The sequence below is a fragment of the Sphingobium sp. TomMM7A genome (assembly GCF_055397305.1).
In genome coordinates, this window is the sequence record NZ_AP027311.1 from 1,201,622 (window position 1) to 1,221,218 (window position 19,597).

21 protein-coding genes are annotated in these 19,597 nt (G+C 62.3%); 5 read left to right on the top strand and 16 right to left on the bottom strand.

Annotated elements, in window-relative coordinates; genetic code table 11:
- The first annotated feature begins 89 nt into the window (after positions 1-89).
- From ACZ5ZH_RS06135 to purC, 3 genes are all read left to right on the top strand, one after another.
- Complete coding sequence (locus ACZ5ZH_RS06135) at positions 90-1,814, top strand: glycoside hydrolase family 15 protein (protein ID WP_464772505.1); 1,725 nt, start codon at positions 90-92, stop codon at positions 1,812-1,814.
- Positions 1,811-3,217 (top strand): alpha,alpha-trehalose-phosphate synthase (UDP-forming), encoded by a 1,407-nt coding sequence (gene otsA / locus ACZ5ZH_RS06140; RefSeq protein ID WP_464772506.1) that lies wholly within the window; start codon positions 1,811-1,813, stop codon positions 3,215-3,217. The genes ACZ5ZH_RS06135 and otsA overlap by 4 nt, the downstream gene beginning before the upstream one ends.
- 148 nt (positions 3,218-3,365) lie before the next feature.
- Positions 3,366-4,148: a phosphoribosylaminoimidazolesuccinocarboxamide synthase gene (gene purC, locus ACZ5ZH_RS06145; protein WP_449473245.1), complete on the top strand. Its 783-nt coding sequence runs from the start codon at positions 3,366-3,368 to the stop codon at positions 4,146-4,148.
- Between the two features lie 72 nt (positions 4,149-4,220).
- Here the strand turns inward: purC and ACZ5ZH_RS06150 are convergent, their stop codons facing one another.
- Together ACZ5ZH_RS06150 and ACZ5ZH_RS06155 are read right to left on the bottom strand one after the other, a co-directional pair.
- Positions 4,221-4,973 carry a sulfite exporter TauE/SafE family protein gene (locus ACZ5ZH_RS06150; protein ID WP_464772507.1) on the bottom strand — a complete coding sequence of 251 codons (753 nt, stop codon included), beginning with the start codon at positions 4,971-4,973 and terminating at the stop codon, positions 4,221-4,223.
- Positions 4,974-5,026: 53 nt separating this feature from the next.
- Positions 5,027-5,176 carry a hypothetical protein gene (locus ACZ5ZH_RS06155; protein WP_176502204.1) on the bottom strand — a complete coding sequence of 50 codons (150 nt, stop codon included), beginning with the start codon at positions 5,174-5,176 and terminating at the stop codon, positions 5,027-5,029.
- A 126-nt stretch (positions 5,177-5,302) separates the two neighbouring features.
- On the opposite strand from ACZ5ZH_RS06155, the gene purS reads away from it, so the two are divergent.
- Together purS and purQ are read left to right on the top strand one after the other, a co-directional pair.
- A complete protein-coding gene (gene purS, locus ACZ5ZH_RS06160) occupies positions 5,303-5,536 on the top strand; it encodes a phosphoribosylformylglycinamidine synthase subunit PurS (protein ID WP_022683267.1) in 234 nt (77 codons plus the stop codon).
- A gap of 3 nt (positions 5,537-5,539) precedes the next feature.
- Positions 5,540-6,214 (top strand): phosphoribosylformylglycinamidine synthase subunit PurQ, encoded by a 675-nt coding sequence (purQ, locus tag ACZ5ZH_RS06165; protein WP_449473250.1) that lies wholly within the window; start codon positions 5,540-5,542, stop codon positions 6,212-6,214.
- A gap of 570 nt (positions 6,215-6,784) precedes the next feature.
- Here purQ and ACZ5ZH_RS06170 read toward each other — a convergent pair.
- The 14 genes from ACZ5ZH_RS06170 to cpaB form a co-directional block, all read right to left on the bottom strand.
- A complete protein-coding gene (locus ACZ5ZH_RS06170) occupies positions 6,785-7,000 on the bottom strand; it encodes a hypothetical protein (protein ID WP_460986051.1) in 216 nt (71 codons plus the stop codon).
- A 252-nt stretch (positions 7,001-7,252) separates the two neighbouring features.
- The gene (locus ACZ5ZH_RS06175; RefSeq protein ID WP_464772508.1) at positions 7,253-7,777 is read right to left on the bottom strand and encodes an A24 family peptidase; all 525 of its coding nucleotides are present in this window, start codon (positions 7,775-7,777) and stop codon (positions 7,253-7,255) included.
- Positions 7,774-8,601 carry a tetratricopeptide repeat protein gene (locus ACZ5ZH_RS06180; protein ID WP_464772509.1) on the bottom strand — a complete coding sequence of 276 codons (828 nt, stop codon included), beginning with the start codon at positions 8,599-8,601 and terminating at the stop codon, positions 7,774-7,776. The genes ACZ5ZH_RS06175 and ACZ5ZH_RS06180 overlap by 4 nt, the downstream gene beginning before the upstream one ends.
- A complete protein-coding gene (locus ACZ5ZH_RS06185) occupies positions 8,598-9,431 on the bottom strand; it encodes a tetratricopeptide repeat protein (protein WP_464772510.1) in 834 nt (277 codons plus the stop codon). Before ACZ5ZH_RS06185 ends, ACZ5ZH_RS06180 begins: the two co-directional genes overlap by 4 nt.
- Before the next feature lie 24 nt (positions 9,432-9,455).
- Positions 9,456-10,427 carry a type II secretion system F family protein gene (locus ACZ5ZH_RS06190; RefSeq protein ID WP_464772511.1) on the bottom strand — a complete coding sequence of 324 codons (972 nt, stop codon included), beginning with the start codon at positions 10,425-10,427 and terminating at the stop codon, positions 9,456-9,458.
- Positions 10,428-10,431: 4 nt separating this feature from the next.
- Positions 10,432-11,436, bottom strand: coding sequence for a type II secretion system F family protein (locus ACZ5ZH_RS06195; RefSeq protein WP_464772512.1), 1,005 nt, complete (start codon positions 11,434-11,436; stop codon positions 10,432-10,434).
- Positions 11,433-12,794, bottom strand: coding sequence for a CpaF family protein (locus ACZ5ZH_RS06200; RefSeq protein WP_464772513.1), 1,362 nt, complete (start codon positions 12,792-12,794; stop codon positions 11,433-11,435). The genes ACZ5ZH_RS06195 and ACZ5ZH_RS06200 overlap by 4 nt, the downstream gene beginning before the upstream one ends.
- Entirely contained in the window at positions 12,794-14,005 is a 1,212-nt protein-coding gene (locus ACZ5ZH_RS06205) for an AAA family ATPase (protein ID WP_464772514.1), read from the bottom strand. Before ACZ5ZH_RS06205 ends, ACZ5ZH_RS06200 begins: the two co-directional genes overlap by 1 nt.
- Positions 14,006-14,025: 20 nt before the next feature.
- Positions 14,026-14,598, bottom strand: a complete 573-nt coding sequence (locus ACZ5ZH_RS06210; RefSeq protein ID WP_464775213.1) for a TadE/TadG family type IV pilus assembly protein — start codon at positions 14,596-14,598, stop codon at positions 14,026-14,028.
- A 65-nt stretch (positions 14,599-14,663) separates the two neighbouring features.
- On the bottom strand, positions 14,664-15,176 hold the full coding sequence (locus tag ACZ5ZH_RS06215) for a TadE/TadG family type IV pilus assembly protein (RefSeq protein ID WP_464772516.1): 513 nt from the start codon (positions 15,174-15,176) through the stop codon (positions 14,664-14,666).
- Positions 15,176-16,798 carry a pilus assembly protein TadG-related protein gene (locus tag ACZ5ZH_RS06220; RefSeq protein WP_464772517.1) on the bottom strand — a complete coding sequence of 541 codons (1,623 nt, stop codon included), beginning with the start codon at positions 16,796-16,798 and terminating at the stop codon, positions 15,176-15,178. Before ACZ5ZH_RS06220 ends, ACZ5ZH_RS06215 begins: the two co-directional genes overlap by 1 nt.
- Positions 16,799-16,817: 19 nt before the next feature.
- Entirely contained in the window at positions 16,818-17,105 is a 288-nt protein-coding gene (locus tag ACZ5ZH_RS06225) for a hypothetical protein (RefSeq protein ID WP_449473270.1), read from the bottom strand.
- A gap of 14 nt (positions 17,106-17,119) precedes the next feature.
- The gene (locus tag ACZ5ZH_RS06230; protein ID WP_464772518.1) at positions 17,120-18,622 is read right to left on the bottom strand and encodes a type II and III secretion system protein family protein; all 1,503 of its coding nucleotides are present in this window, start codon (positions 18,620-18,622) and stop codon (positions 17,120-17,122) included.
- On the bottom strand, positions 18,609-19,493 hold the full coding sequence (gene cpaB, locus ACZ5ZH_RS06235; protein ID WP_464772519.1) for a Flp pilus assembly protein CpaB: 885 nt from the start codon (positions 19,491-19,493) through the stop codon (positions 18,609-18,611). Before cpaB ends, ACZ5ZH_RS06230 begins: the two co-directional genes overlap by 14 nt.
- Positions 19,494-19,597: the final 104 nt, after the last annotated feature.

Below are 19,597 nucleotides of genomic sequence, written 5' to 3' on the forward strand. Positions count from 1 at the left end.
AAACGCATTCCGCCGGAAACGAGCGCACTCTCGATCTCTGGCCCATCGGCAATTGCCAGGCATCCGCGCTGATCGATCGCGCTGGGCGGATGATATGGGCGTGCGTGCCCCGCGTGGACGGGGACCCAGTCTTTTCCGCCCTTCTTGATGATAAGAGCTGGGACGCGCCGGACGCGCGCGGCTTCTGGGCAATTGAATTGGAAAACTGCGTCAGCGTCGAACAACATTATATCCGCAACACGCCCATCCTCGTAACCCGCCTGACCGACGATCACGGCAATGCCATAGAGCTTTACGACTTCTGTCCGCGCCATCGCCACATGGGCCGCATGTACCGTCCCGTGGCCTTCGCCCGGATCGTCCGGCCCGTGGCAGGCAGCCCCCGTATCCGCGTGCGGCTTCGCCCGACCACGTCCTGGAATTCGGAAAGCGTGCCGATCAGCTATGGCTCAAACCATATTCGGCTCGTCCTGTCCTATATGGCTATGCGCATGTCGACCAACGCGCCCATCGGCCTCATTTCCCAGGAAAGCTGGTTCCGGCTCGAACATGACATGCACTTCTTCCTCGGGCCGGACGAAAGCTTTTCGGATGCGCTTCGCCCCGAAGTTGAGCGGATGCTGGATGACACCATCCACGAATGGCAGGTTTGGGTCCGCGGCCTCGCCATTCCCGCCGAATGGCAGGAAGCGGTCATTCGCTCGGCCATCACGCTCAAGCTTTGCCAGCATGAGGAAACCGGCGCGATCGTCGCCGCGCTGACCACCAGCATCCCGGAACATGCCGACTCGGGGCGCAACTGGGACTATCGCTACTGCTGGATACGCGACGCTTATTATACCGTGGAGGCACTGAACCGCCTCGGCGCGCTCGACGTGTTGGAAAGCTACCTCGTCTACCTCCGCAACATCGTCGACGGCGCAAAGGGCGGTCACATCCAGCCGCTCTATGACGTGCGCGGCAACGCCACGCTGGAGGAACGCGAGGCGCAGAACCTTCCCGGCTATCGCGGCATGGGGCCGGTTCGCGTCGGCAACGCCGCCTATTCCCAGATTCAGCACGATGCCTATGGCCAGATCGTGCTGTCCTCGGTTCAGGGTTTCATCGACCAGCGACTGCTTCGCATGGCGAGCATGTCCGACTTCGAATCCTTGGAAGCGGTCGGCGAACGCGCATGGTCGGTCTATGACCAGCCCGACGCTGGCCTTTGGGAACTGCGCACCCGCGCTCACGTGCACAGCTACAGCGCCGTGATGTGCTGGGCCGCCTGCGACCGCCTCGCCCACGCCGCCGCCGCGCTCGACCTGCCCGAGCGGGAGGTTTATTGGCGCGAACGGGCCGAGATCATGAAGGCGCGCATCCTGCAATCGGCCTGGCGCAGCGGCAGCAACGCCATCTCCGCCAATTTCGAGGATGACGCCCGCGACGCCTCGCTGCTTCAGCTTCTGGACCTGCGCTTCCTGACAGCCGACAATCCGATGTTTGTGGGCACGTTGAAGGCACTGGAAAAGGACCTGCGCCGGGGCAATGACATGCTGCGCTACAGCACGCCGGATGATTTCGGAGAGCCCGTCACCGCCTTCAACGTCTGCACCTTCTGGCTGATAGAGGCCCTGCACCGCACCGGCCGCACGGAAGAAGCGCGGCTGCTGTTTGAAGAAATGCTGTCCCGCCGCACCGCCGCCGGGCTATTGTCGGAGGATATCGATCCCGCGACAGGGGAATTGTGGGGCAATTATCCCCAGACCTACTCATTGGTCGGCATCATCAACTGCGCCGTTCTGTTGAGCAAGCCGTGGAGCGTTATGCGATGAGCCGCCTGATAGTCATATCCAACAGGGTCAGCAGGCCCAACAAGTCCGGCAATCAGGGTGGCCTTGCCGTGGCGCTGGCACAGGCGCTGCGCGAAAGCCGGGGCATCTGGGTCGGCTGGTCAGGCGAAGTCACCGAAAATTTCACTGGCCATATCGGCTTTTCCGAAGATGAAGGCGTAAAGACGGCAACGATCGATCTCGAAGAGCAGGACGTCGACGAATATTATAACGGCTATGCCAACAAGACGCTGTGGCCGCTCTTCCACTTCCGCATCGACCTTGCCGAATATGCCCGCGATTTCGAGGGCGGCTATAACCGCGTCAACCACCGCTTCGCCGACACGACCAGCCCGCTGATCGAGCCCGAAGACATTATCTGGGTGCAGGATTATCACATGATTCCGCTCGGCCAGATGTTGCGCGACAAGGGGCATAACAACCGGATGGGATTCTTCCTCCACATCCCATGGCCGCCCACGCGTCTGCTGGTGTCCCTGCCCCATCATACCAAGCTGGTGCAGACCCTGTTCGCCTATGACGTCATCGGCTTCCATACCGAGGAATGGCTCGAATCCTTCCGCCATTATGTGGAGCGGGAGATGAACGGGACGGTAAATGGCGACTTCGTCACGCTGGGCGACCGCACGATTCAGGCGATCGCCTGCCCCATAGGCATCAACGCGCAGGAATTTTCCAACGCCGCCGTCAGCGAACCCGCGCGGGACATGTTCGAACAAGTCCGCCGCTCATTGCAGGACCGCGCGATGATCGTCGGCGTAGACCGGCTCGACTACAGCAAAGGGCTGGAGGAAAGATTCAGCGGCTATGCCCGCTTCCTCAAGGACCATCCCGAACATCATCGCAAAGTGGTCCTGACGCAAATCGCCCCGCCCTCGCGAGGAGAAGTGGAAAGCTACCAGCACATCCGCTCGACGCTCGACGCCACCGCCGGGCGCATCAACGGCGAATATAGCGACGTGGACTGGACGCCTATCCGTTACGTGAACCAGGGCTATCCACGCGACAAGCTGGCGGGCATCTACCGTGCCGCACGGATCGGCCTCGTCACTCCGCTGCGTGACGGCATGAACCTTGTCGCCAAGGAATATGTCGCCGCGCAGGACCCGACCAATCCCGGCGTCCTCATCCTCTCCCGCTTCGCTGGCGCCGCGACCCAGCTCAAGGACGCGCTCCTTATCAACCCCTACAGCCCGGAGGAGATGTCCGACGCGATCAACCGCGCCCTCGCCATGCCACTGGATGAACGCAAGCGGCGCTGGCGTTCGATGATGGATTGCGTCGAGGAACAGGACATCAGCTGGTGGCGCCGCTGCTTCACCGAACGCCTGATGGCCGTACGTCGCGACGATGAGCAGGCGGCAGACGTCGAAATCGCGCACTGAACTCACGACAGTTCGCCGCCAGATCAGCGCGCTAATTGCACCCCTGTCTGCTTTGGTCTATGGGCCAGCCAGCAGCCCCGGCACCCGCTGATCCTCTTCGATTCGCGTTGCCGGGGCACATTCTTTTCTCGGGAAGACAGGAACGCGCATGGCCCGTCGCCGCCAGATCTACGAAGGCAAGGCAAAGATCCTTTACGAAGGCCCTGAGCCCGGCACGATCATCCAATATTTCAAGGACGATGCCACCGCCTTCAACGCGCAGAAGAAGGGCACGATTTCCGGCAAGGGCGTACTCAACAACCGCATCTCCGAGCATATCTTCACCCTGCTCGGTCAGATCGGCGTGCCGACCCACTTCATCCGCCGCCTCAACATGCGCGAACAGCTGGTTCGCCAGGTTGAAATCGTGCCGATCGAGGTCGTGGTCCGCAACGTCGCCGCCGGTTCCTTGAGCAAGAAGCTGGGGATCGAGGAAGGCACGCAGCTGCCCCGCACCCTCATCGAATATTGCTACAAGGACGATGCGCTGGGCGACCCGCTCGTGTCCGAAGAGCATATCGCCTGCTTCGGCTGGGCCACGCAGGAAGAGATGCATGACATCGCCGACATGGCGATCCGCATCAACGACTTCATGTGCGGCCTGTTCGCGGCCATCGGCATCCGCCTTGTCGACTTCAAGCTGGAGTTCGGCCGCCTGTGGGACGGCGACTTCAGCCGCGTCATCCTGGCCGACGAAATCAGCCCGGACGGCTGCCGCCTGTGGGACATGAACACCGGCGAAAAGCTGGACAAGGACCGCTTCCGCCGCGACCTCGGCGGTGAAGTCGAAGCCTATCAGGAAGTCGCCCGCCGCTTGGGCCTCCTGCCCGAAGGCGCGGACACAACGGTGCTCGACCTCGACACCCACCGCAAGAAGCGCAGCAAGGACTGACCGTCTCAAATCCTCCCCATCAACGATGGGGAGGGGGACCGCCAAAGGCGGTGGAGGGGAATAGCGCGCCGCTCATCCCACCACCGCATCCACCATCAGCTTCACCCCCAACAGCACCATCAGCACATAGATCAGCGTGTAGAACCGCGCCGGATCAACCTTGCGCGCCAGCACCACCCCCGCGTAAGTCGCCCCAATGGCCACCGGCGCCAGCATCGCGGTCGCCATCAAATTGGCCCGCGTAAACTGCCCCAGCGCCGCATAAGCGGGCACCTTGATCCAGTTCATGATGGCAAAGGCAATCGCCGTGGTGCCGATCAGCGTGTCGCGCGCCAGCCGCTTGGGCAGCACCCACATCTGGAATGGCGGCGCGCCCGCATGGGCGATCTGGCTGGTAAATCCGCTCGCCACGCCCAGCAACGTCCCGACCCAATTCGGCGAACTGGACGGCAGCACAACCTTCCCGCCCCGCTCGACCCACAGCCTCTGCGCACCGAACAGCGTAGAAATGAAACCGAGCGCGCCCAACACAGCCGTCTCAGGCACCCGCGCAGCGAACAGGTAACCCAGCCCCACGCCGACGATCATGCCCGGCATCATCACCTTCAATATGTGCCGATCCCAGCTATGCCGGAACGACCAGACGCTCACCGCATCCTGCAATATGAGGATAGGCAGCATGATCGCCGCCGCCCGCACCGGATCGATTCCCAGCGCCATGATCGGCATCGCCAGCGCCCCTGCCCCGGCAAAACCGCCCTTGGCGAGCCCGGAAAGGACCACCGCCACGATCGCGCATGCATAATAGAGATAATCGCCGCTCATCGCCCCGCCCTAAAGCAGAGGACCGCTGAAGCGAACAGCTTTTCCAGTTAAGCTCAGGCGCTAGCCCGGTATCCGATCAGAACACCGAAGGCAAAGGTAGCCAGCAGGGCTAGCTGCACACGGCCATGCGGATCGTCATAGCCGACGATCTGCTGCCCAAAGGCGAAAAGCCCCACAAACATCGCCAGTGCAAGACCAGCCATATTCAAAACCCTCTATCCCGTCCCGAAACCATAGCGCCGTCTCGCTAATAAAGGGATAATGCCTTGCTTGGCGCGGCGCAGGGGACTAGGGGGTGCGCCATAGCAATCCACGGAGTTTTTGGCCTCATGAAAGCCCGCATCTTCGTCACCCTAAAGGGCGGGGTTCTCGACCCGCAGGGCAAGGCGATCCACCACGCACTCGACGGTCTGGGCTTCTCGGGCGTCAACGACGTGCGCGCGGGCAAGCTCATTGAGCTGGACCTGGCCGACGGCACCAGCGACGAAGATATCGACGCCATGTGCCGCAAGCTGCTCGCCAACACGGTCATCGAAAACTACCGCATCGAAAAGGTGGCCTGAGCCATGAAGAGCGCCGTCATCGTCTTCCCCGGCAGCAATTGCGACCGCGACCTCGCCGTGGCTTTCGAGGCGGTGAGCGGTGAAAAGCCGGTCATGGTCTGGCACCGCGACACCGAATTGCCAGAAGGCATCGACCTGATCGGCGTGCCCGGCGGCTTCTCCTACGGCGATTATCTGCGCTCCGGCGCCATGGCCGCGCGCTCGCCCGTCATGCAGGCGGTGGCCAAGGCGGCCGAACGCGGCACCTATGTGCTGGGCATCTGCAACGGCTTTCAGGTGCTGACCGAAAGCGGCCTGCTGCCCGGCGCCTTGCTCCGCAACGCAGGCGGCCATTTCGTCTGCCGCGATGTCGCGCTGACCGTCGAAAACGCCCAGAGCGCCTTCACCAGCCGCTATGCCGCTGGCGAGACAGTGACTTATCCCGTCGCCCATCATGACGGCAATTACTTCGCCGACGCCGCAACGCTCGACCGCTTAGAAGGCGAAGGCCGCGTCGCCCTGCGCTATGGCGAAGCCGTAAACGGCTCCGCCCGCAACATCGCCGGCATCCTCAACGAAGCAGGCAATGTGCTGGGCATGATGCCCCACCCCGAACGCGTGATTGAGGCCGCCCACGGCAAAACCGACGGCCGCCGCCTGTTCGAAGGCCTGGTAGAGGGACTGTTGGCCCGCGCCTGACCCGGCGCGCGCTACCCCTCCTCCACGCCCAGTCCCTGATCCACCACCCAACACCCGTCATCCCAGCGCACACTGGGATCTCAGGAGGCTGGGCAAAACGCCATCAACTTACGCTGGCATCACGAGATTGGGACTGTCGCCTTACGACCAGTTCACGCCCTTCTGACGCGGCGACCGCCTGCTTCAAAGCGGTCACGTTTCAAGACCGCGATGATCTTCTCGTAAGCACGAGCGAGGGCATCATGTTGCTGCCGGTCCATCTCGCAGATTGCACCTGCCGCACTACATTCTGCCAGCTGTTGTCGGCGTTGTAAGTTTATGATTTGCTGCATTACCGCGACCTGTAGGATGCAGGAGGTTGGCGCGAAACGTGCGCGGCCGAGCGCTTAATCTCGCCAGTAAGAATTTTATTCTTTAACAACAGGCGAACTTGTTCGGCGTCCCTTCCGTCAAGCAAAACCACTCTCGAACCACCCGACGCCAAGGTTTCTATCGTTGAAATGCGAAAACTGTGCGCGGCGCAAATCTTCTCGATCTCAGCCACGCTCGCCGTCGTGTTGACAACCCGACTCATGAATGTTGTCCTTCGCCACCAAAGGGATATGGGGCAAAAGCTTTTCCACTATTCACCGGGCCTGATCTGTAAGGATAGTCATGGGCACGAATGCGCCGGGCATAGCTCCTGGCACGAAATCGATGAGCGGAACGCGCGAAAATACACGTCGCCGCCTGCTCTTTTAAAAGCTCGATTTGTTCATTTTCCAGTAGATTATTCAGATCTTCCATGGGCACACTTCAGCAGGCAAGCGGGAGCGCGATGGTCTCTCTGTCAATACGAAGGCTTGCGGGCTGATTTCGCTCGATTACGCCTCTTAACAGAATATTTTTACTTTGTCGCATCATTTGCGAAAGGCTATTCGACAGCATAATCCGTTACAGTCGATCCGCTCCATCCAACACATTCCCTCCCGCGGGGGGTAGGGTGGGCGCGAGCGCAGCGAGCTTCCGCGTCAGCCCCTCAACAATGCCAATGTTGCGCTACTTCAGGCCCCTCACAAACGCAGGCAGATGCGCAACCCCGCTCGGGTTCGGCCCCGCCATATACAGCGCCATCACCGTCCCCAGCGCAATCGCCACCCCATAAGGGATCGGCCCGCCCGGCGCGAAGATCGCCAGCGATGACCCGTCCCGCACCGCTTTCGGCACCATCCGCCGCCCGGCCATGATCAGCAGCGCCAGCACACCCCCACCGACCGTCACATAAACAAACCAGGGCAGCGCCGCGCCCCAATCGAACCACAGCGCGCACGCCGCCAGCAGCTTGATGTCGCCCCCGCCCATCCATCGCATCGCGAACATTAAGCATCCGAGCGCGAACACGGCCAAAAACAGCGTGCCATTCTGCCAGATGTCATTTTCCCATCCGGCCAACGCTACCCAAGGCACGAACAACCCCATCACCAGCAGCGGAAAGATGTTGGATATCCGCAACCGCGCAATATCCTCGATCGCCGCGCCCAATAAAACCAACGACAGCGCAATCAGGACAAGGTCCTTCGTCATGGCCTTGCCCCCATCCCAGCTAAAGCCGCAGTCGCCTCCGGCTGAAAACTCTCGGACTCCGTGACCGCGCGGCTCAGATAAGCCCGCGCCTTCACCGCGTCCCCCATGCGCAACGCCACCTGACCCGCATCGCTCAGCCGCTTGGCCCAGCTATTGGCGTCATCGGCAGTGCGCCTTTCTATGTCGCGTCCGGCCATCACCTGAGCGGCATCGCTATGCGCGATAAGGCGCGCGTCATCGGGCGCCATGTCCCGCGCCTTGTCGAATATGGCGATCGCCTTGTCCGCCTGTCCCTGTGCCATCAGCGAAAGCCCATAATTGTTCAGCACCTGCACCGGCCTGTCGGTCAACTGAAAGGCCCGCTCATAGGCGGCGGCACTCAGGGCCCAGGACTTTGCCTTGTCATAAGCGACGCCCAGCGCGTTCCAGGCCCGCCAACGCGATGCACACTGATCGACCGCACGACGCAGCGCCTCTGCTGCCTGAGCCGCTCGGCCCAGCCGCAACCTTGCGATGCCCAATCCCTCATCGATCCGGCAATCCGCCGTTCCTGCCTGACCGATCGCGGAAAAGCGCGCCTCCGCCTCCGCATCCTGTCCCTTGGCCAGAGCCATTTGCGCGACCGCGATGTCGATGCCCCGCTTATCCTGCGCCTGCGCCCCGTCGCGCCATTGGCTCAGCATCAATTCGGCCTGTACGATCCGCCCGCCTTCGATCGCGTCATCGATCAATCGGCCATAGTCCAGAACCGCTGCGGGCACCGTCTCGGCTGCCGTCGCGCCGGGGGATATGGCCGCAGCCGCCAGCAGCAGCAGGATGCTCATCCCCGGCCTCCGCTCCACGCCCATAGCTTCTGGAACAGGCTGTCCGGCTCATCCCCGCCCGCCATCGTCGCGCAGGGGCGTGACGCTCCCGCACTGGTCCCATCCTTGGACTTGCCACACCCTGCCACCGTGACTTGCACGGGCGTGGGCAGGGTCGTGATCGGCGCCGCCAACGACCGCGAGAGGGAGATGGCAGGCGCCGCGCCAGTCCCGTCCGCAACAGTCACGATCGCGGTATTCAGTTGCGCGATGGCCCTGCCCGGCAACGCAGCCTGTGCGACGCCCGTTGACACTGTGCGCAGCCGCACCTCGCCCATCGAAACCCGCTCCAGCTCCAGCCCGGCCGCCCGCACGGGTGCCGCCGGACGCTTGCCACCGTCCATCGCGATCTGCGCCAGCGTCGGGCGGCGCGCACTACCGGCTTGCACGCCCTGTCCGATCTCAGCCAGCAAGGCGTTTGCTTCTCCCTGCAAACCCTGCGCATTCAGGCTGCGCGCGAAGTTGCGATGGATGCGCTCATCCATGGGAGCGCGTGCCAGGGCCAGCTCGAAATAATCCCGCGCCAGATCATGCCGCCCCATCGCCGCATAGCTGATCGCAACGCCGTTCAGCGCGTTTGCATCGGCCGGGTCCTGCCGCATTGCCCGCCGGTAAGCATCCAGCGCCAGCGCATATTCTCCCCGCGAAAACAGCAGCTGCCCCCGCGCGATGGCTTCTTTCCCGGTCGCCGCCGCCTCAACGTTCACGGGTCGGATAGCCACGTCCCGGTTGGCCGAACTGCATGCCGCGCACGCCAGCATCAGCGATATCGCCACTGCCTGTCTCATCATGCCCCGTCCCCCTCTTGGTTTCCGCTACCGGCTCAACACCGGCAGGATTTCCCTCACCACCCGCACCACGGCGGGCAGCATCAGCACCCCGATCATCACCGGCAGCATGCACGCGACCAGCGGCACTGACAGCAGCACCGGCAAGCGATGCGCCTTCTCCTCCGCCCGCATCCGCCGCTTCTCCCGCATCTCCGCTGCATAGACGCGCAACGTCTGCCCGACGCTAGACCCCAGCTGGTCCGATTGGATCAACAGCGTCGCGAAGGACCGAATTTCGTCCACGTCCACATCATCCGCCATCCTCCGCAGCGCATCCGCCCGGCTCATACCTGCGCGCAGTTCCAGCACGACTTTACCCAGCGCCTGCGACACCAGCGGGTGCGAGATGGCGAGTTCGCGCCCCACCCGATCCATCGCCGCTTCCAGCCCCAGCCCCGCCTCGACGCACACCAGCATCAGGTCCAGCGCATCGGGAAAGCCGTGGACGATCGCCTCCTGCCGCCGCGCCGCCTTCGCCGAAATGAAGAGGTTCGGCAGATACAGCCCCAGCACCGCAACGGCAGTCGCCATGAAATACAACTTCACCGGGCTCGGCGGCTCGGGCTTGTTGAGCGACATGAGCACCAGCACAGCAGGCAGCGCCAGCGTCAGCACCAACCGGATGAACGTAAAGATCTTCGGCGCCTCGGGCGAAGGATAGCCCGCCGCGATCAACCGCTTGCGCAGGCTGTCATTCTTCGTATCCGCCAGCGAAATGCCCAGCTTCTCGATCCGATCGACCAGCTTTTTCCATTCGCTATTGTTGCGCTCGTTACGCAGCGACTGCCCACCGCCCTGCACCGCGCTACCGACGTCGCTCACAACGTCCAGCCGACTCCGCACCCTGGACGTACGCGCGACCGCCTCCGTCACGCCATAGACGATGGCCACGATCGCGACGAACAGCAGCACCAGCAACACCGGCCGCAATTGCGAAATAAGGGCAAGGTCCAGCATCAGGTCAGACTTTCAAATCAACCATGCGGCGTATCGTGACGAAGCCGATGATGTAGAGGATGATCAGCCCGGAAAAGCCAAAGATGAACATCGGGTCCTGCGCGATATCCAGGTAGAAGGCCGGGTTGAGCAGGAACAACGCCACGAACGCCAGGATCGGCAACGCCGTCAGCATGACCGCCGTCATCCGCCCTTCGGAACTCAGCGCCCGCACCTTCAGGAACAGGCTCGCCCGCTCCCGGATCACCAGCGACAGATTTTCCAATATCTCGGCCAAATTGCCGCCCGTCTCCGCCTGCACCGACAGCGACGTCACGAACATGTGCATCTCGTTCATGTCCCACCGCTCGGCCATGCGCTGCAAAGCATCGCGCAGGTCGGAGCCATAGGTCACCTCGTCGACGACGATGCCGAACTCGCTGCCGATCGGGTCGCGCATCTCCTTGGTCAGCAGGTCCAGCGCCGCCGCGATCGGATGCCCGGCGCGCAGGCCCCGCACGAATGTATCGAGCGCGACCGGAAACTGCTCTTCCATCTTCTTGCGCCGCCGCTGGCTCAACCGGCTCAGCACCATGATCGGCAGCAGCACGCCCAGCGACACGGCAAAGGCCCCCGCCATCACGATCATCCCCGCCGTCATGCCATAGCCCGCCGCCAGCGCGCCGATCACCACGATCAGGAACAGCACGCCCGTCGCAATCGCCATGAAGGACAGCACGACGCGCGCAGGCACGCTCAATCCCGCCCCATGCAGCGACCGCACCACGCTCAAAGCCATCCGCCCAAAGACGCTGTCATGATTGAAGTTCAAACTATCGTCATTGCGCCGCAGCCGGGACAGGACCGTGCTGCGCTCAAACCCCGCCGCAATCATCTTCAGCCGCTTGTTGACGACCCGCTCAGTCCCGGCGCGCGCCCGGAACCAGCTATGCACGCCCTCGATCGTCAGGATCACCGCCGCGAACAGCAGCACCAGCACAAAGGCACGGATGTAGATCGGATTGATCATTGCACCACCGCATCAGGACGGAAAAGTTCGGCGGGCAGATGAATGCCCCGGTCGGCCAGATCGCTCATGAATTTCGGGCGGATGCCGGTCGCCTCGAAGTGACCGCGTACCATGTCGTTCTCGTCACGGCCCGTCATCTTGAAGCGGAAGATCTCCTGCATGGTGATGACCTCACCCTCCATGCCGGTAATCTCCGAAATGCTGAGCAATCGCCGCCGCCCGTCGGACAAACGCCCGACCTGCACGATGACGTTCAGCGCCGAAGCAATCTGCGCCCGTGCCGATCGTGGCGAAATGTCGATCCCGCTCATGCCGATCATCTGCTCGACACGGGACAGCGCATCGCGCGGCGTATTCGCATGGACTGTGGTCATCGACCCATCATGCCCCGTATTCATCGCCTGCAGCATGTCGAACGCCTCCCCGGCGCGCACTTCGCCCACGATGATCCGGTCCGGCCGCATACGCAGCGCATTCTTCACAAGATCGCGCTGCGTGACCTCGCCCCGCCCCTCAATATTGGGCGGCCGCGTCTCCAGCCGAACAACATGCCGCTGCTGCAACTGAAGCTCCGCCGAGTCCTCGATCGTCACGATCCGCTCGGCCTCATCAATGCTCGCAGACATGGCATTGAGCAGCGTCGTCTTGCCCGAACCCGTACCGCCCGAAATCAGCACATTGCGCCGCGAAGCCACCACCGCCGACAGCACCTGCGCCATCGGCGCGGGCACGCTGCCCAGTTCCGAAAGCCGCGCCATGCTGATCGGCACCTTGGCGAACTTACGAATGGACAACAGCGATCCATCGACCGCCAGCGGCGGCACCACCGCATTGACGCGCGAACCGTCCGCCAGACGCGCATCGACAAAGGGCGAAGCCTCGTCCACGCGCCGCCCCACGGCCGCCACGATCTTCTGGATGATGCGCAGCAGATGCTTCTCATCCTTGAAGCGCGCCGCCGTCTCCACCAGCCGCCCGCCGCGCTCGACAAAGACGATCTTGTGCCCATTCACCAAAATATCGGTGACGCTATTATCCTTCAGCAGCGGCTCCAACGGCCCCAGTCCCAACAGCTCATCCAGGATATCGGACACCAGCCGCTTGCGCTCTTCCAGGTTCAGCGCATGCTTCTGCAACGCCAACTGCTCATGGACGATCTCGCCCACTTCAGCCTCGACCTGCGCGCGCGACATATTCTCCAGCGCCGACAGGTTGATAAGGTCGATCAGCTTCTGGTGCAGCGCGACCTTCAGCTCGGTATGCCGGTCCTCTTCCCAGTGGACCAACTCAGTATCGGTCGGCCCCACCTCATCGCGGGAATCGCCAAAGCGGCTGTCGCCTTTTCGGATCTGCCACATCACCCTTTCTCCGCCTGACGCCGCGCTTCGACCGCCTGCATCGTGCAATCGACGATATCCTGCATGTCCTTGCAAATACGGCTGCGCGCCTTCAATTCCTGGATCAGCACCCCCTGATCCAGCGCAGAGCTGACCAGCGGGAAGTCGTTCGCGATGCTAAGGTTCACCGGATGATCCAGCGCCGCCGCCGCATCCTCCAGCCCAATCGCGCGAAACAGCTTCTTCTCGACCCGATTGGCGATCACATGAATGCGCGCCGGATCGATATCCTGATCCCGCAGCAGAGCGATCTGCCGCCGCGCCTGCCGCAAGCTCGCAATGGTCAGCTCGCACACCAGAAAGATAACTTCCGACCGCGCCACCAGCGACATCGACCAGTTCGTCCAGTTGCCCGGCAGGTCCAGATAGATGGTATCATAATTGCGCTGCGCCAGTTCGATCACGCGGAACACCTGATCGGCATTCACCGCCTCCAGCGGCATGATGTCCGTCGGCGCCGTCACGACATGCAGCCCGGTAGGCGTCTCGACGGTCACCGAGCCCAGCAGTTCCCGGTCCACCCGGCTACCGCCCTGCAACAGGTCCGCCAGCGTCAGCGGAGAGGAGATGCTCAGGAACGTCCCCGCATTGCCGAACTGCACATCGAAATCGAAAAGGCAAACCCGCTCGCCCGTCTGTTTGGCGTTGCGCGCATGCAGGCTGGCCGCCTGTGTAGCGATCGTCGTCGCGCCCACGCCGCCGACGCTCTTGATGATCGACACCAGCGCGCCCGTCTTGACGTCACGCCCGCCCTTGGCCGCAATCTCTCCCCGCAGCTGGTCGATGATCGATGACAGCTCGCTCGCCTGCAAAGGCAGCGCCACCACATCGTTGATCCCACTGCGCAGCAAGGCCCGCACCAATGGAATCTCCGCATTGCGCACGGCGGCAACGACCAGCAGCGCCGGATGAGCCGCCCGCAAAGCCGCCAGCCGCCGCGTCGACGCGTCATCGTCCGGCTGCACCTCCAATATGACGGCCTTCGCCTCCGCCACCAACGACTGCGGCAACGGCGCCCCGGCAGGCAACATGGACAAGGTCAAGGACTGCCCACTCAACTGATCCCCAAGAATATCGGAAGCCGCCACCTCCTGCTCCGAAAGGATCAGATGAATCCCCTCATCCCCCACATTGAGTGTCCAGCTCTCGGCCGCTTCCGCTGTGTTCGTCACGATGCCCAAGATCTTGTTCCTCAATTTGATACCGTGCCCTGGCCATCTTCCATGGTGAGGGCGGCGCTGAAGCTGGGTAGGGAAATGGTGCCGTTGAAAAGAGACAGAAGGATTGGACGAAAGGTCAATGTGTTGGGTCTGATGCTTACCCTCACGAGGGGCGAAACGTCCGATCCATTTGGATCGCCTGCATAGCCGAGCCCCGAATAGTCATAGTCGATCTGGACGGCGCTGGACGTGATCTGCGGCATGAAGCGCCGCATACGATCAACGATGTTGTTGAAAGCAGTGAGTGCCGTCGCGCTATTGCTGACGAGTGTTCCGGGACAAGTTGCGCCTGTTTTGCAGGAACAACTCACGGCGCCTCCCGTAATGACACAACTCGCTCCGCCAAAGGACGATTCTGGAATGGCATCACCCTGTGAAAGCCCTCCACTGACAACGAAACTATACGAGGCAAGGCCATTTGGGATCATGTCCGTTGCGACGGCGTAGCGCGCGCCCATCTGAGTGGCCTTCTCGGCCTCGTTCCATGTCCACATCAGGCGCCCGACGTCAATGATGCCCAACAGGAAGATCAGCAGCAGCGGCAATATCAAGGCAAACTCAGCGGCCGAGGCGCCCTTTTTGTCACGGATCAAGCGAACTACATGTCGCATCACAATCCCTGCACCGTAGCCTCGGATTCCGATACCAGATTCAATGTCGAACTGGTGAAGCCGAGATTGTTGAACAATGATCTGTAGGGCACAGTTGCCGACACCTTTACCTTGGGTAGATCTGCCATGCCCTTGTATATGCCTGAATAGTTTCCACCACTGATAGTGGTGCAACTCAATGTCACCGTTACTGTGTTGGGATTGGTCCAATCCACCAACCTTGCTGTTCCGCCTGAAATTTGGCCCGTTCTGGTAAGATTTTTGGTCTTGGTCTGAACCTCAGCGTCTACCGTGTTGGGACACGCAAAATAGGTAAACGGGCGCCGAGCGGCATAACGCGCCCCATCCCGCACCGCCTTGGCGACCACATGCTCGCTGAGGAAATAATTGCCGAGCTCAAAGGATCCGAACATCAGGATAATAAGCATCGGCGTCACCAGCGCCATCTCGGCAGCAGCGGCAGCGCGGGTGCAAGTCATCAGACGGGCGAGAAGAACGCGCATCATCTCCATTACTCGATCAGATAAGGCACAGAGCGCTGGATAACCTGCGCCTGCGTCTGGCCGTTGGCTCCAGCCGAGGTTTCAGCAATCGGCTCTACGTAAACGTCACCCGCGCTGGTCCGCGCCCTGTTGTAGGAGGGTTCGACAAGGAAGGCATCCATCCATTCTTCGACGGGAACGCCGGTCGAATTACCCCGGACATTATTGGCCGTGCAATTGACGACTGCTACCGATATGCGCCGTCGATCGACTACTGTTCCTCCTGGAACTGAGCCTGTTCCATAACCTTGTGCCGAACTGCATACCGGCGCGCCATAGGCAGTCAAAGCGCTCGCTCCATTACCCGACGCCGTGCGCGGCCCCAGAATGGTTGCCCCGCCGATCGACTGACCACGATGAGCTATTTCCCAAGTATAGACATTATAACGGCTTGCATAATTAGCTGCTGTGACCGCCACCGATGTCGATAGGCCGGTATTGGTGCGCCAATCAGTCGATGACCAATTATAATTGGTCCTGAAATAAGCGTCCCGGTCCCAGTTGCCATCGCCTATCGGACCGGAACAATAGCCGGTCGCGGAAGAGAGGGCCGCATGACACATGTCACGCGGATGTCCCATGGCCAGTGGCGTCGTGGTTGTAGGCAGAGCCGTCGTAGCCGAAGAAGGCAGATATTGCCCGGCTGCGCCAACCTCCTGCCATCCCTGATTGTGAAAGCCGCAGGCATTGTTGCCGTTGGCATTTGCAGGACGAACGACGTCCTTGATTGAATTGATGGAGGCGGGACAACTCCCTCCCGTGGGGCAGGCTACATTACTGTCATAGATGTCGAAACGGGTGTTGACGGCATCAGTTACGCTTACCGTCGCCCCTGGCTTTGTATCGACGCCGGTCGCCTCAACGCAATCCCCAGGCGGCGACGTCCACCCCAACGCCTCGCGCAGCCCCGGCGCTCCATTGCTGCCGCCCCCGGTGTCGAGATAACCAAAGTTGCCCGGCACCCATGCTCCGCCGCCATTGCCGACAGAAACCAGCTTCAATCCCTTGCCAATAAACTGCGACACATCAAATGATGTGTTCCCGCCCGTTTCTTGAGGGTTGCAGATCATCACCGGCGGCACCTTGCAGATTGCCTGACCGACCCCGGCATAGGCCGTGGCCGAAAGCGCTCCCGATGAAAACACCGAAACTATGGGCGTCAACGCAAAGAAAGCCGTACGCGAGTTGACGGTGACTTCGACGAAGTTTGCGTTTGCGTCGGTCAGCGTGCCTGTGTCGCTACGATCCTTGTTCGTGTAGAATTTGATGAAGCCGGTGCGGTCGCAAGTGCCTTCATTCGCAATGGTGACCGCCAACCCGGCGCTGTCGTTTGCGAAGCGAGTGTCATTGCGGATCAGCCCGCTGGCCGCGCTAGCTGCGCGACTACAAGCGTTCCCCTTACCATCCAACTGCGTCGCCGCCGCCAGCGCAGCCTGATCAGCCGCCGTTTGCAGCTCCGAATCCAGACTCGCCATTCGCGCATAATCAAACGCGATGCCACCCGCCGCAATCAAACCGAAAAGCGACAGGGCCACAGTCGGCGCCACCGCACCGCTGGTTGACCTTAGCAGGCTGTTCCGACGGGCAGACATGGATCGAACCCCTCCCCGCTTACCGGCCGCCCGAGCCGCCACCGCCGCCGCCGGACCCGCCGCCAGTGCCGGAGGTCGTGCTGATCGTCGCGGGCTTCTTCACCTTGTCGGTGCGATAGCGTTCCACCGCCGCCGCGCTGCGCTTGCCCTCGCCCCCTTCGACGAGTGTGCCTTCATAGCGCGGCTCCGGGTTGATCACCTGCAGCGCATAGTTATTCCGCACCGCCCCGCCAAAGGTCGGGTCGTTCGCCGTGCATCCCGCCAGCGCCGGAACGACCAGCATGGCGGCCAGGGACAGTCTGCGCATGGTCTCACTCCCGCTCATAGTTCATATCCGCTCTGGCTCGCGCCCGCTGGGGCCTGAGCCGGTGCCGGGGCAGCAGGAGCAGGCACGGCCTGGCGCTTTTCCGGAGGCATCGCGTCAGGGTTAAGCGGATTAATCCCCACCGCCTTGTCCGTCCGCCCCATCAGGAACAGGTCCAGCTCATTGGGATTGCCCACCCGGTCGGTCGGCAGGCTCACATCCTCCGCCCGCATCGGCTTCACCAGCCGGGGCGTCACGATCATGACCAACTCGGTCTGCTGCTTCTGAAAGCCGGTCGAGCGGAACAGCGATCCAATGATCGGGATCGAACCCAATATCGGCAACTGCCGCACCGTATCCTGAAAATCGTTGCGCAGCAGCCCGGCAATGGCGAACGACTGCCCATCGCGCAGTTCCACCACCGTCTTCGCGCGCCGCGTCAGCAAGCCCGGCACCACCAGCCCGTTGATCGACACCGAAGCCGAAGGATCGATCGAGCTCACTTCCGGCTCAACCACCAGGTTGATGATCCCGTCGCTCAACACGGTAGGCGTAAAGCCCAGGCTGACACCGAACGGCTTGAACTCGACGGTAATGCCATTATTGCCACCGCCGCCCCCGCCGCCACCGCCATTCTGCACGACCGGGATCGGAAACTCGCCGCCCGCCAGGAACGACGCCGTCTCACCGGAAAGCGCCACCAGCGTCGGTTCCGCCAGCGTCTTGACCAGCCCCTTCCTCTCCAGCGCATCCAGCGCGGAAAACAGGTTCAGGCTGCCGATCTTATAGGCCCACGTCCCGACACCGAACGCATCGGACAAACCGTCCAGCTTGATGGTGGGAACACCGTCATTATTTGTCGGGATGATCGAATCCCCCGCCAGATTGCCGATGCTGCCCGCCGTCCGGTTGCCCGTGAAGCTATGGTTCAGCCCGATCTGCTTCGCCGCCTGCCGGTTCACTTCCGAAAAGCGCACCTCCAGCATCACCTGCTGCGAAGCACCCACCGACAGCATGTTGACGACCTTCTCGTCACCACCGGCATAAGTCCTGGCGATCTGCACCGCCCGGTCCACCGCCGAAGCGCTCGACACCGTGCCCGTCAACACCACCGCATCGTTGGAGATGCGCGCGCCGATCTGCTCGCCGGGGATCAACTCCGCCAGCTGCCGCTTCAGCGTCACGACATCCGGCCCCACCGCCACATCGACCACCGCGATCAACATGTTGCGGCTGTCATAGAGGGTCAGGCTCGTCGTCCCCACCTTCTTGCCCAGCACATAGAGCGACCGGTTGGTCAGCGGCAATATGTCCGCAACTTCCTGATTGCCCACCAGCGCCTTGGAAAAAGCGCGATCAACCGTCAGCACCTGGCTCTTGTTGAGCGGCACGTCCAGCTGCCCTGCATGATCCACATTACTGGCGGTCAGCGAAGCGATCTGGGCCGGGGCAGGCGTCGCCGCCCCTGCGGCCAGCGCTGCCCCCAGCGCCAGCGCCCTCATGGACTTACCGCGAACCATAGCGCTTCACCTCATAGCTGGTGCCGGTCGTGCCGCGCACGATTTCGACCGATGCGGTCGCGGGCAATGCGGAAACATTTCTCGGAACGCTGCGCCGGGGCGCACGCATCCTGGGCATCGGAGCCGGCGCGAAGCCAGCCTCCGCGATCCGCGCGCGTGGGCCTGAGAAACCCCCGACATAGGCGCCGTCACGCAGATCCTCGATCCCCACCGTCTGCACCGCCGGATTGGGCTGGTCCGTCACATTGCGCAGCACCAGCGTCAGCTGGCCCACCTGCTGGCCCAGGACCAGCTTCTGCGCATCGACCTGATTGACCTCCAGCGTCGCGGTCTTGCCGACCGCCGGGTCTTTCGAACTGTCATTGGCATTCTGGTCGATGGCGATGATACGGGTGTTTTGCAGCAGCACGTCGGTGATCTGCTGGCTGCCGCCCGCGCCGTCCTGCGCCGTGCGCGTAACGAACACATCGACAGTATCGCCCGGCAGCACGAAGCCGCCCGCCGCCGCCACATCGCTCACGCGGACCGCGACCGCACGCATTTCGGGCCGCAGCACACCGGACATGGTGGCACGGCCTCCTTCTGCGGACAGCTTGGATGTCAGGATCGGCTCACCCGGCTCGATCTGGCGCAGCACAACCCGCTGCTTGCCAAGGGAGGTCAGCTGTACGGGATCGCGAAAAGCGCCCGGCGGCACGGAAGCCGCGGGCCAATCGACCACCCTGATCTTTTCCGGAGTGACCGCCGTGCCAAAGGCCAAAGGCATCGACGCAACGACGACCTTGACCATGCCCCCTTGCGGAGTGGCCTGCGCCTGCTCGGCCTTGCTCAAATAGCTGTTGGCGATGAACACCGCCGCCAGGCCCAGCAAGATCGCGAAGCCAAGGATTATTAGAGATCTGCGCTGCCCCACAACTACTCCCCCCGGAACTGTAAGGTCTGTTGAGACGGTCGACAAACCGCCGACCGTCTCGA

What these genes read in the sequence shown, in the direction of transcription:
- ACZ5ZH_RS06195 (WP_464772512.1), bottom strand. Translation starts at nt 11,436, where the DNA reads ATGATCAATCCGATCTACATCCGTGCCTTTGTGCTGGTGCTGCTGTTC.
- ACZ5ZH_RS06150 (WP_464772507.1), bottom strand. Translation starts at nt 4,973, where the DNA reads ATGAGCGGCGATTATCTCTATTATGCATGCGCGATCGTGGCGGTGGTC.
- ACZ5ZH_RS06180 (WP_464772509.1), bottom strand. Translation starts at nt 8,601, where the DNA reads ATGAGCATCCTGCTGCTGCTGGCGGCTGCGGCCATATCCCCCGGCGCG.
- ACZ5ZH_RS06175 (WP_464772508.1), bottom strand. Translation starts at nt 7,777, where the DNA reads ATGACGAAGGACCTTGTCCTGATTGCGCTGTCGTTGGTTTTATTGGGC.
- ACZ5ZH_RS06225 (WP_449473270.1), bottom strand. Translation starts at nt 17,105, where the DNA reads ATGCGCAGACTGTCCCTGGCCGCCATGCTGGTCGTTCCGGCGCTGGCG.
- purC (WP_449473245.1), top strand. Translation starts at nt 3,366, where the DNA reads ATGGCCCGTCGCCGCCAGATCTACGAAGGCAAGGCAAAGATCCTTTAC.
- purS (WP_022683267.1), top strand. Translation starts at nt 5,303, where the DNA reads ATGAAAGCCCGCATCTTCGTCACCCTAAAGGGCGGGGTTCTCGACCCG.
- ACZ5ZH_RS06135 (WP_464772505.1), top strand. Translation starts at nt 90, where the DNA reads ATGATATGGGCGTGCGTGCCCCGCGTGGACGGGGACCCAGTCTTTTCC.
- ACZ5ZH_RS06185 (WP_464772510.1), bottom strand. Translation starts at nt 9,431, where the DNA reads ATGATGAGACAGGCAGTGGCGATATCGCTGATGCTGGCGTGCGCGGCA.
- ACZ5ZH_RS06200 (WP_464772513.1), bottom strand. Translation starts at nt 12,794, where the DNA reads ATGTGGCAGATCCGAAAAGGCGACAGCCGCTTTGGCGATTCCCGCGAT.
- ACZ5ZH_RS06230 (WP_464772518.1), bottom strand. Translation starts at nt 18,622, where the DNA reads ATGGTTCGCGGTAAGTCCATGAGGGCGCTGGCGCTGGGGGCAGCGCTG.
- ACZ5ZH_RS06190 (WP_464772511.1), bottom strand. Translation starts at nt 10,427, where the DNA reads ATGCTGGACCTTGCCCTTATTTCGCAATTGCGGCCGGTGTTGCTGGTG.
- purQ (WP_449473250.1), top strand. Translation starts at nt 5,540, where the DNA reads ATGAAGAGCGCCGTCATCGTCTTCCCCGGCAGCAATTGCGACCGCGAC.
- ACZ5ZH_RS06155 (WP_176502204.1), bottom strand. Translation starts at nt 5,176, where the DNA reads ATGGCTGGTCTTGCACTGGCGATGTTTGTGGGGCTTTTCGCCTTTGGG.
- ACZ5ZH_RS06215 (WP_464772516.1), bottom strand. Translation starts at nt 15,176, where the DNA reads ATGGAGATGATGCGCGTTCTTCTCGCCCGTCTGATGACTTGCACCCGC.
- ACZ5ZH_RS06170 (WP_460986051.1), bottom strand. Translation starts at nt 7,000, where the DNA reads ATGGAAGATCTGAATAATCTACTGGAAAATGAACAAATCGAGCTTTTA.
- ACZ5ZH_RS06220 (WP_464772517.1), bottom strand. Translation starts at nt 16,798, where the DNA reads ATGTCTGCCCGTCGGAACAGCCTGCTAAGGTCAACCAGCGGTGCGGTG.
- otsA (WP_464772506.1), top strand. Translation starts at nt 1,811, where the DNA reads ATGAGCCGCCTGATAGTCATATCCAACAGGGTCAGCAGGCCCAACAAG.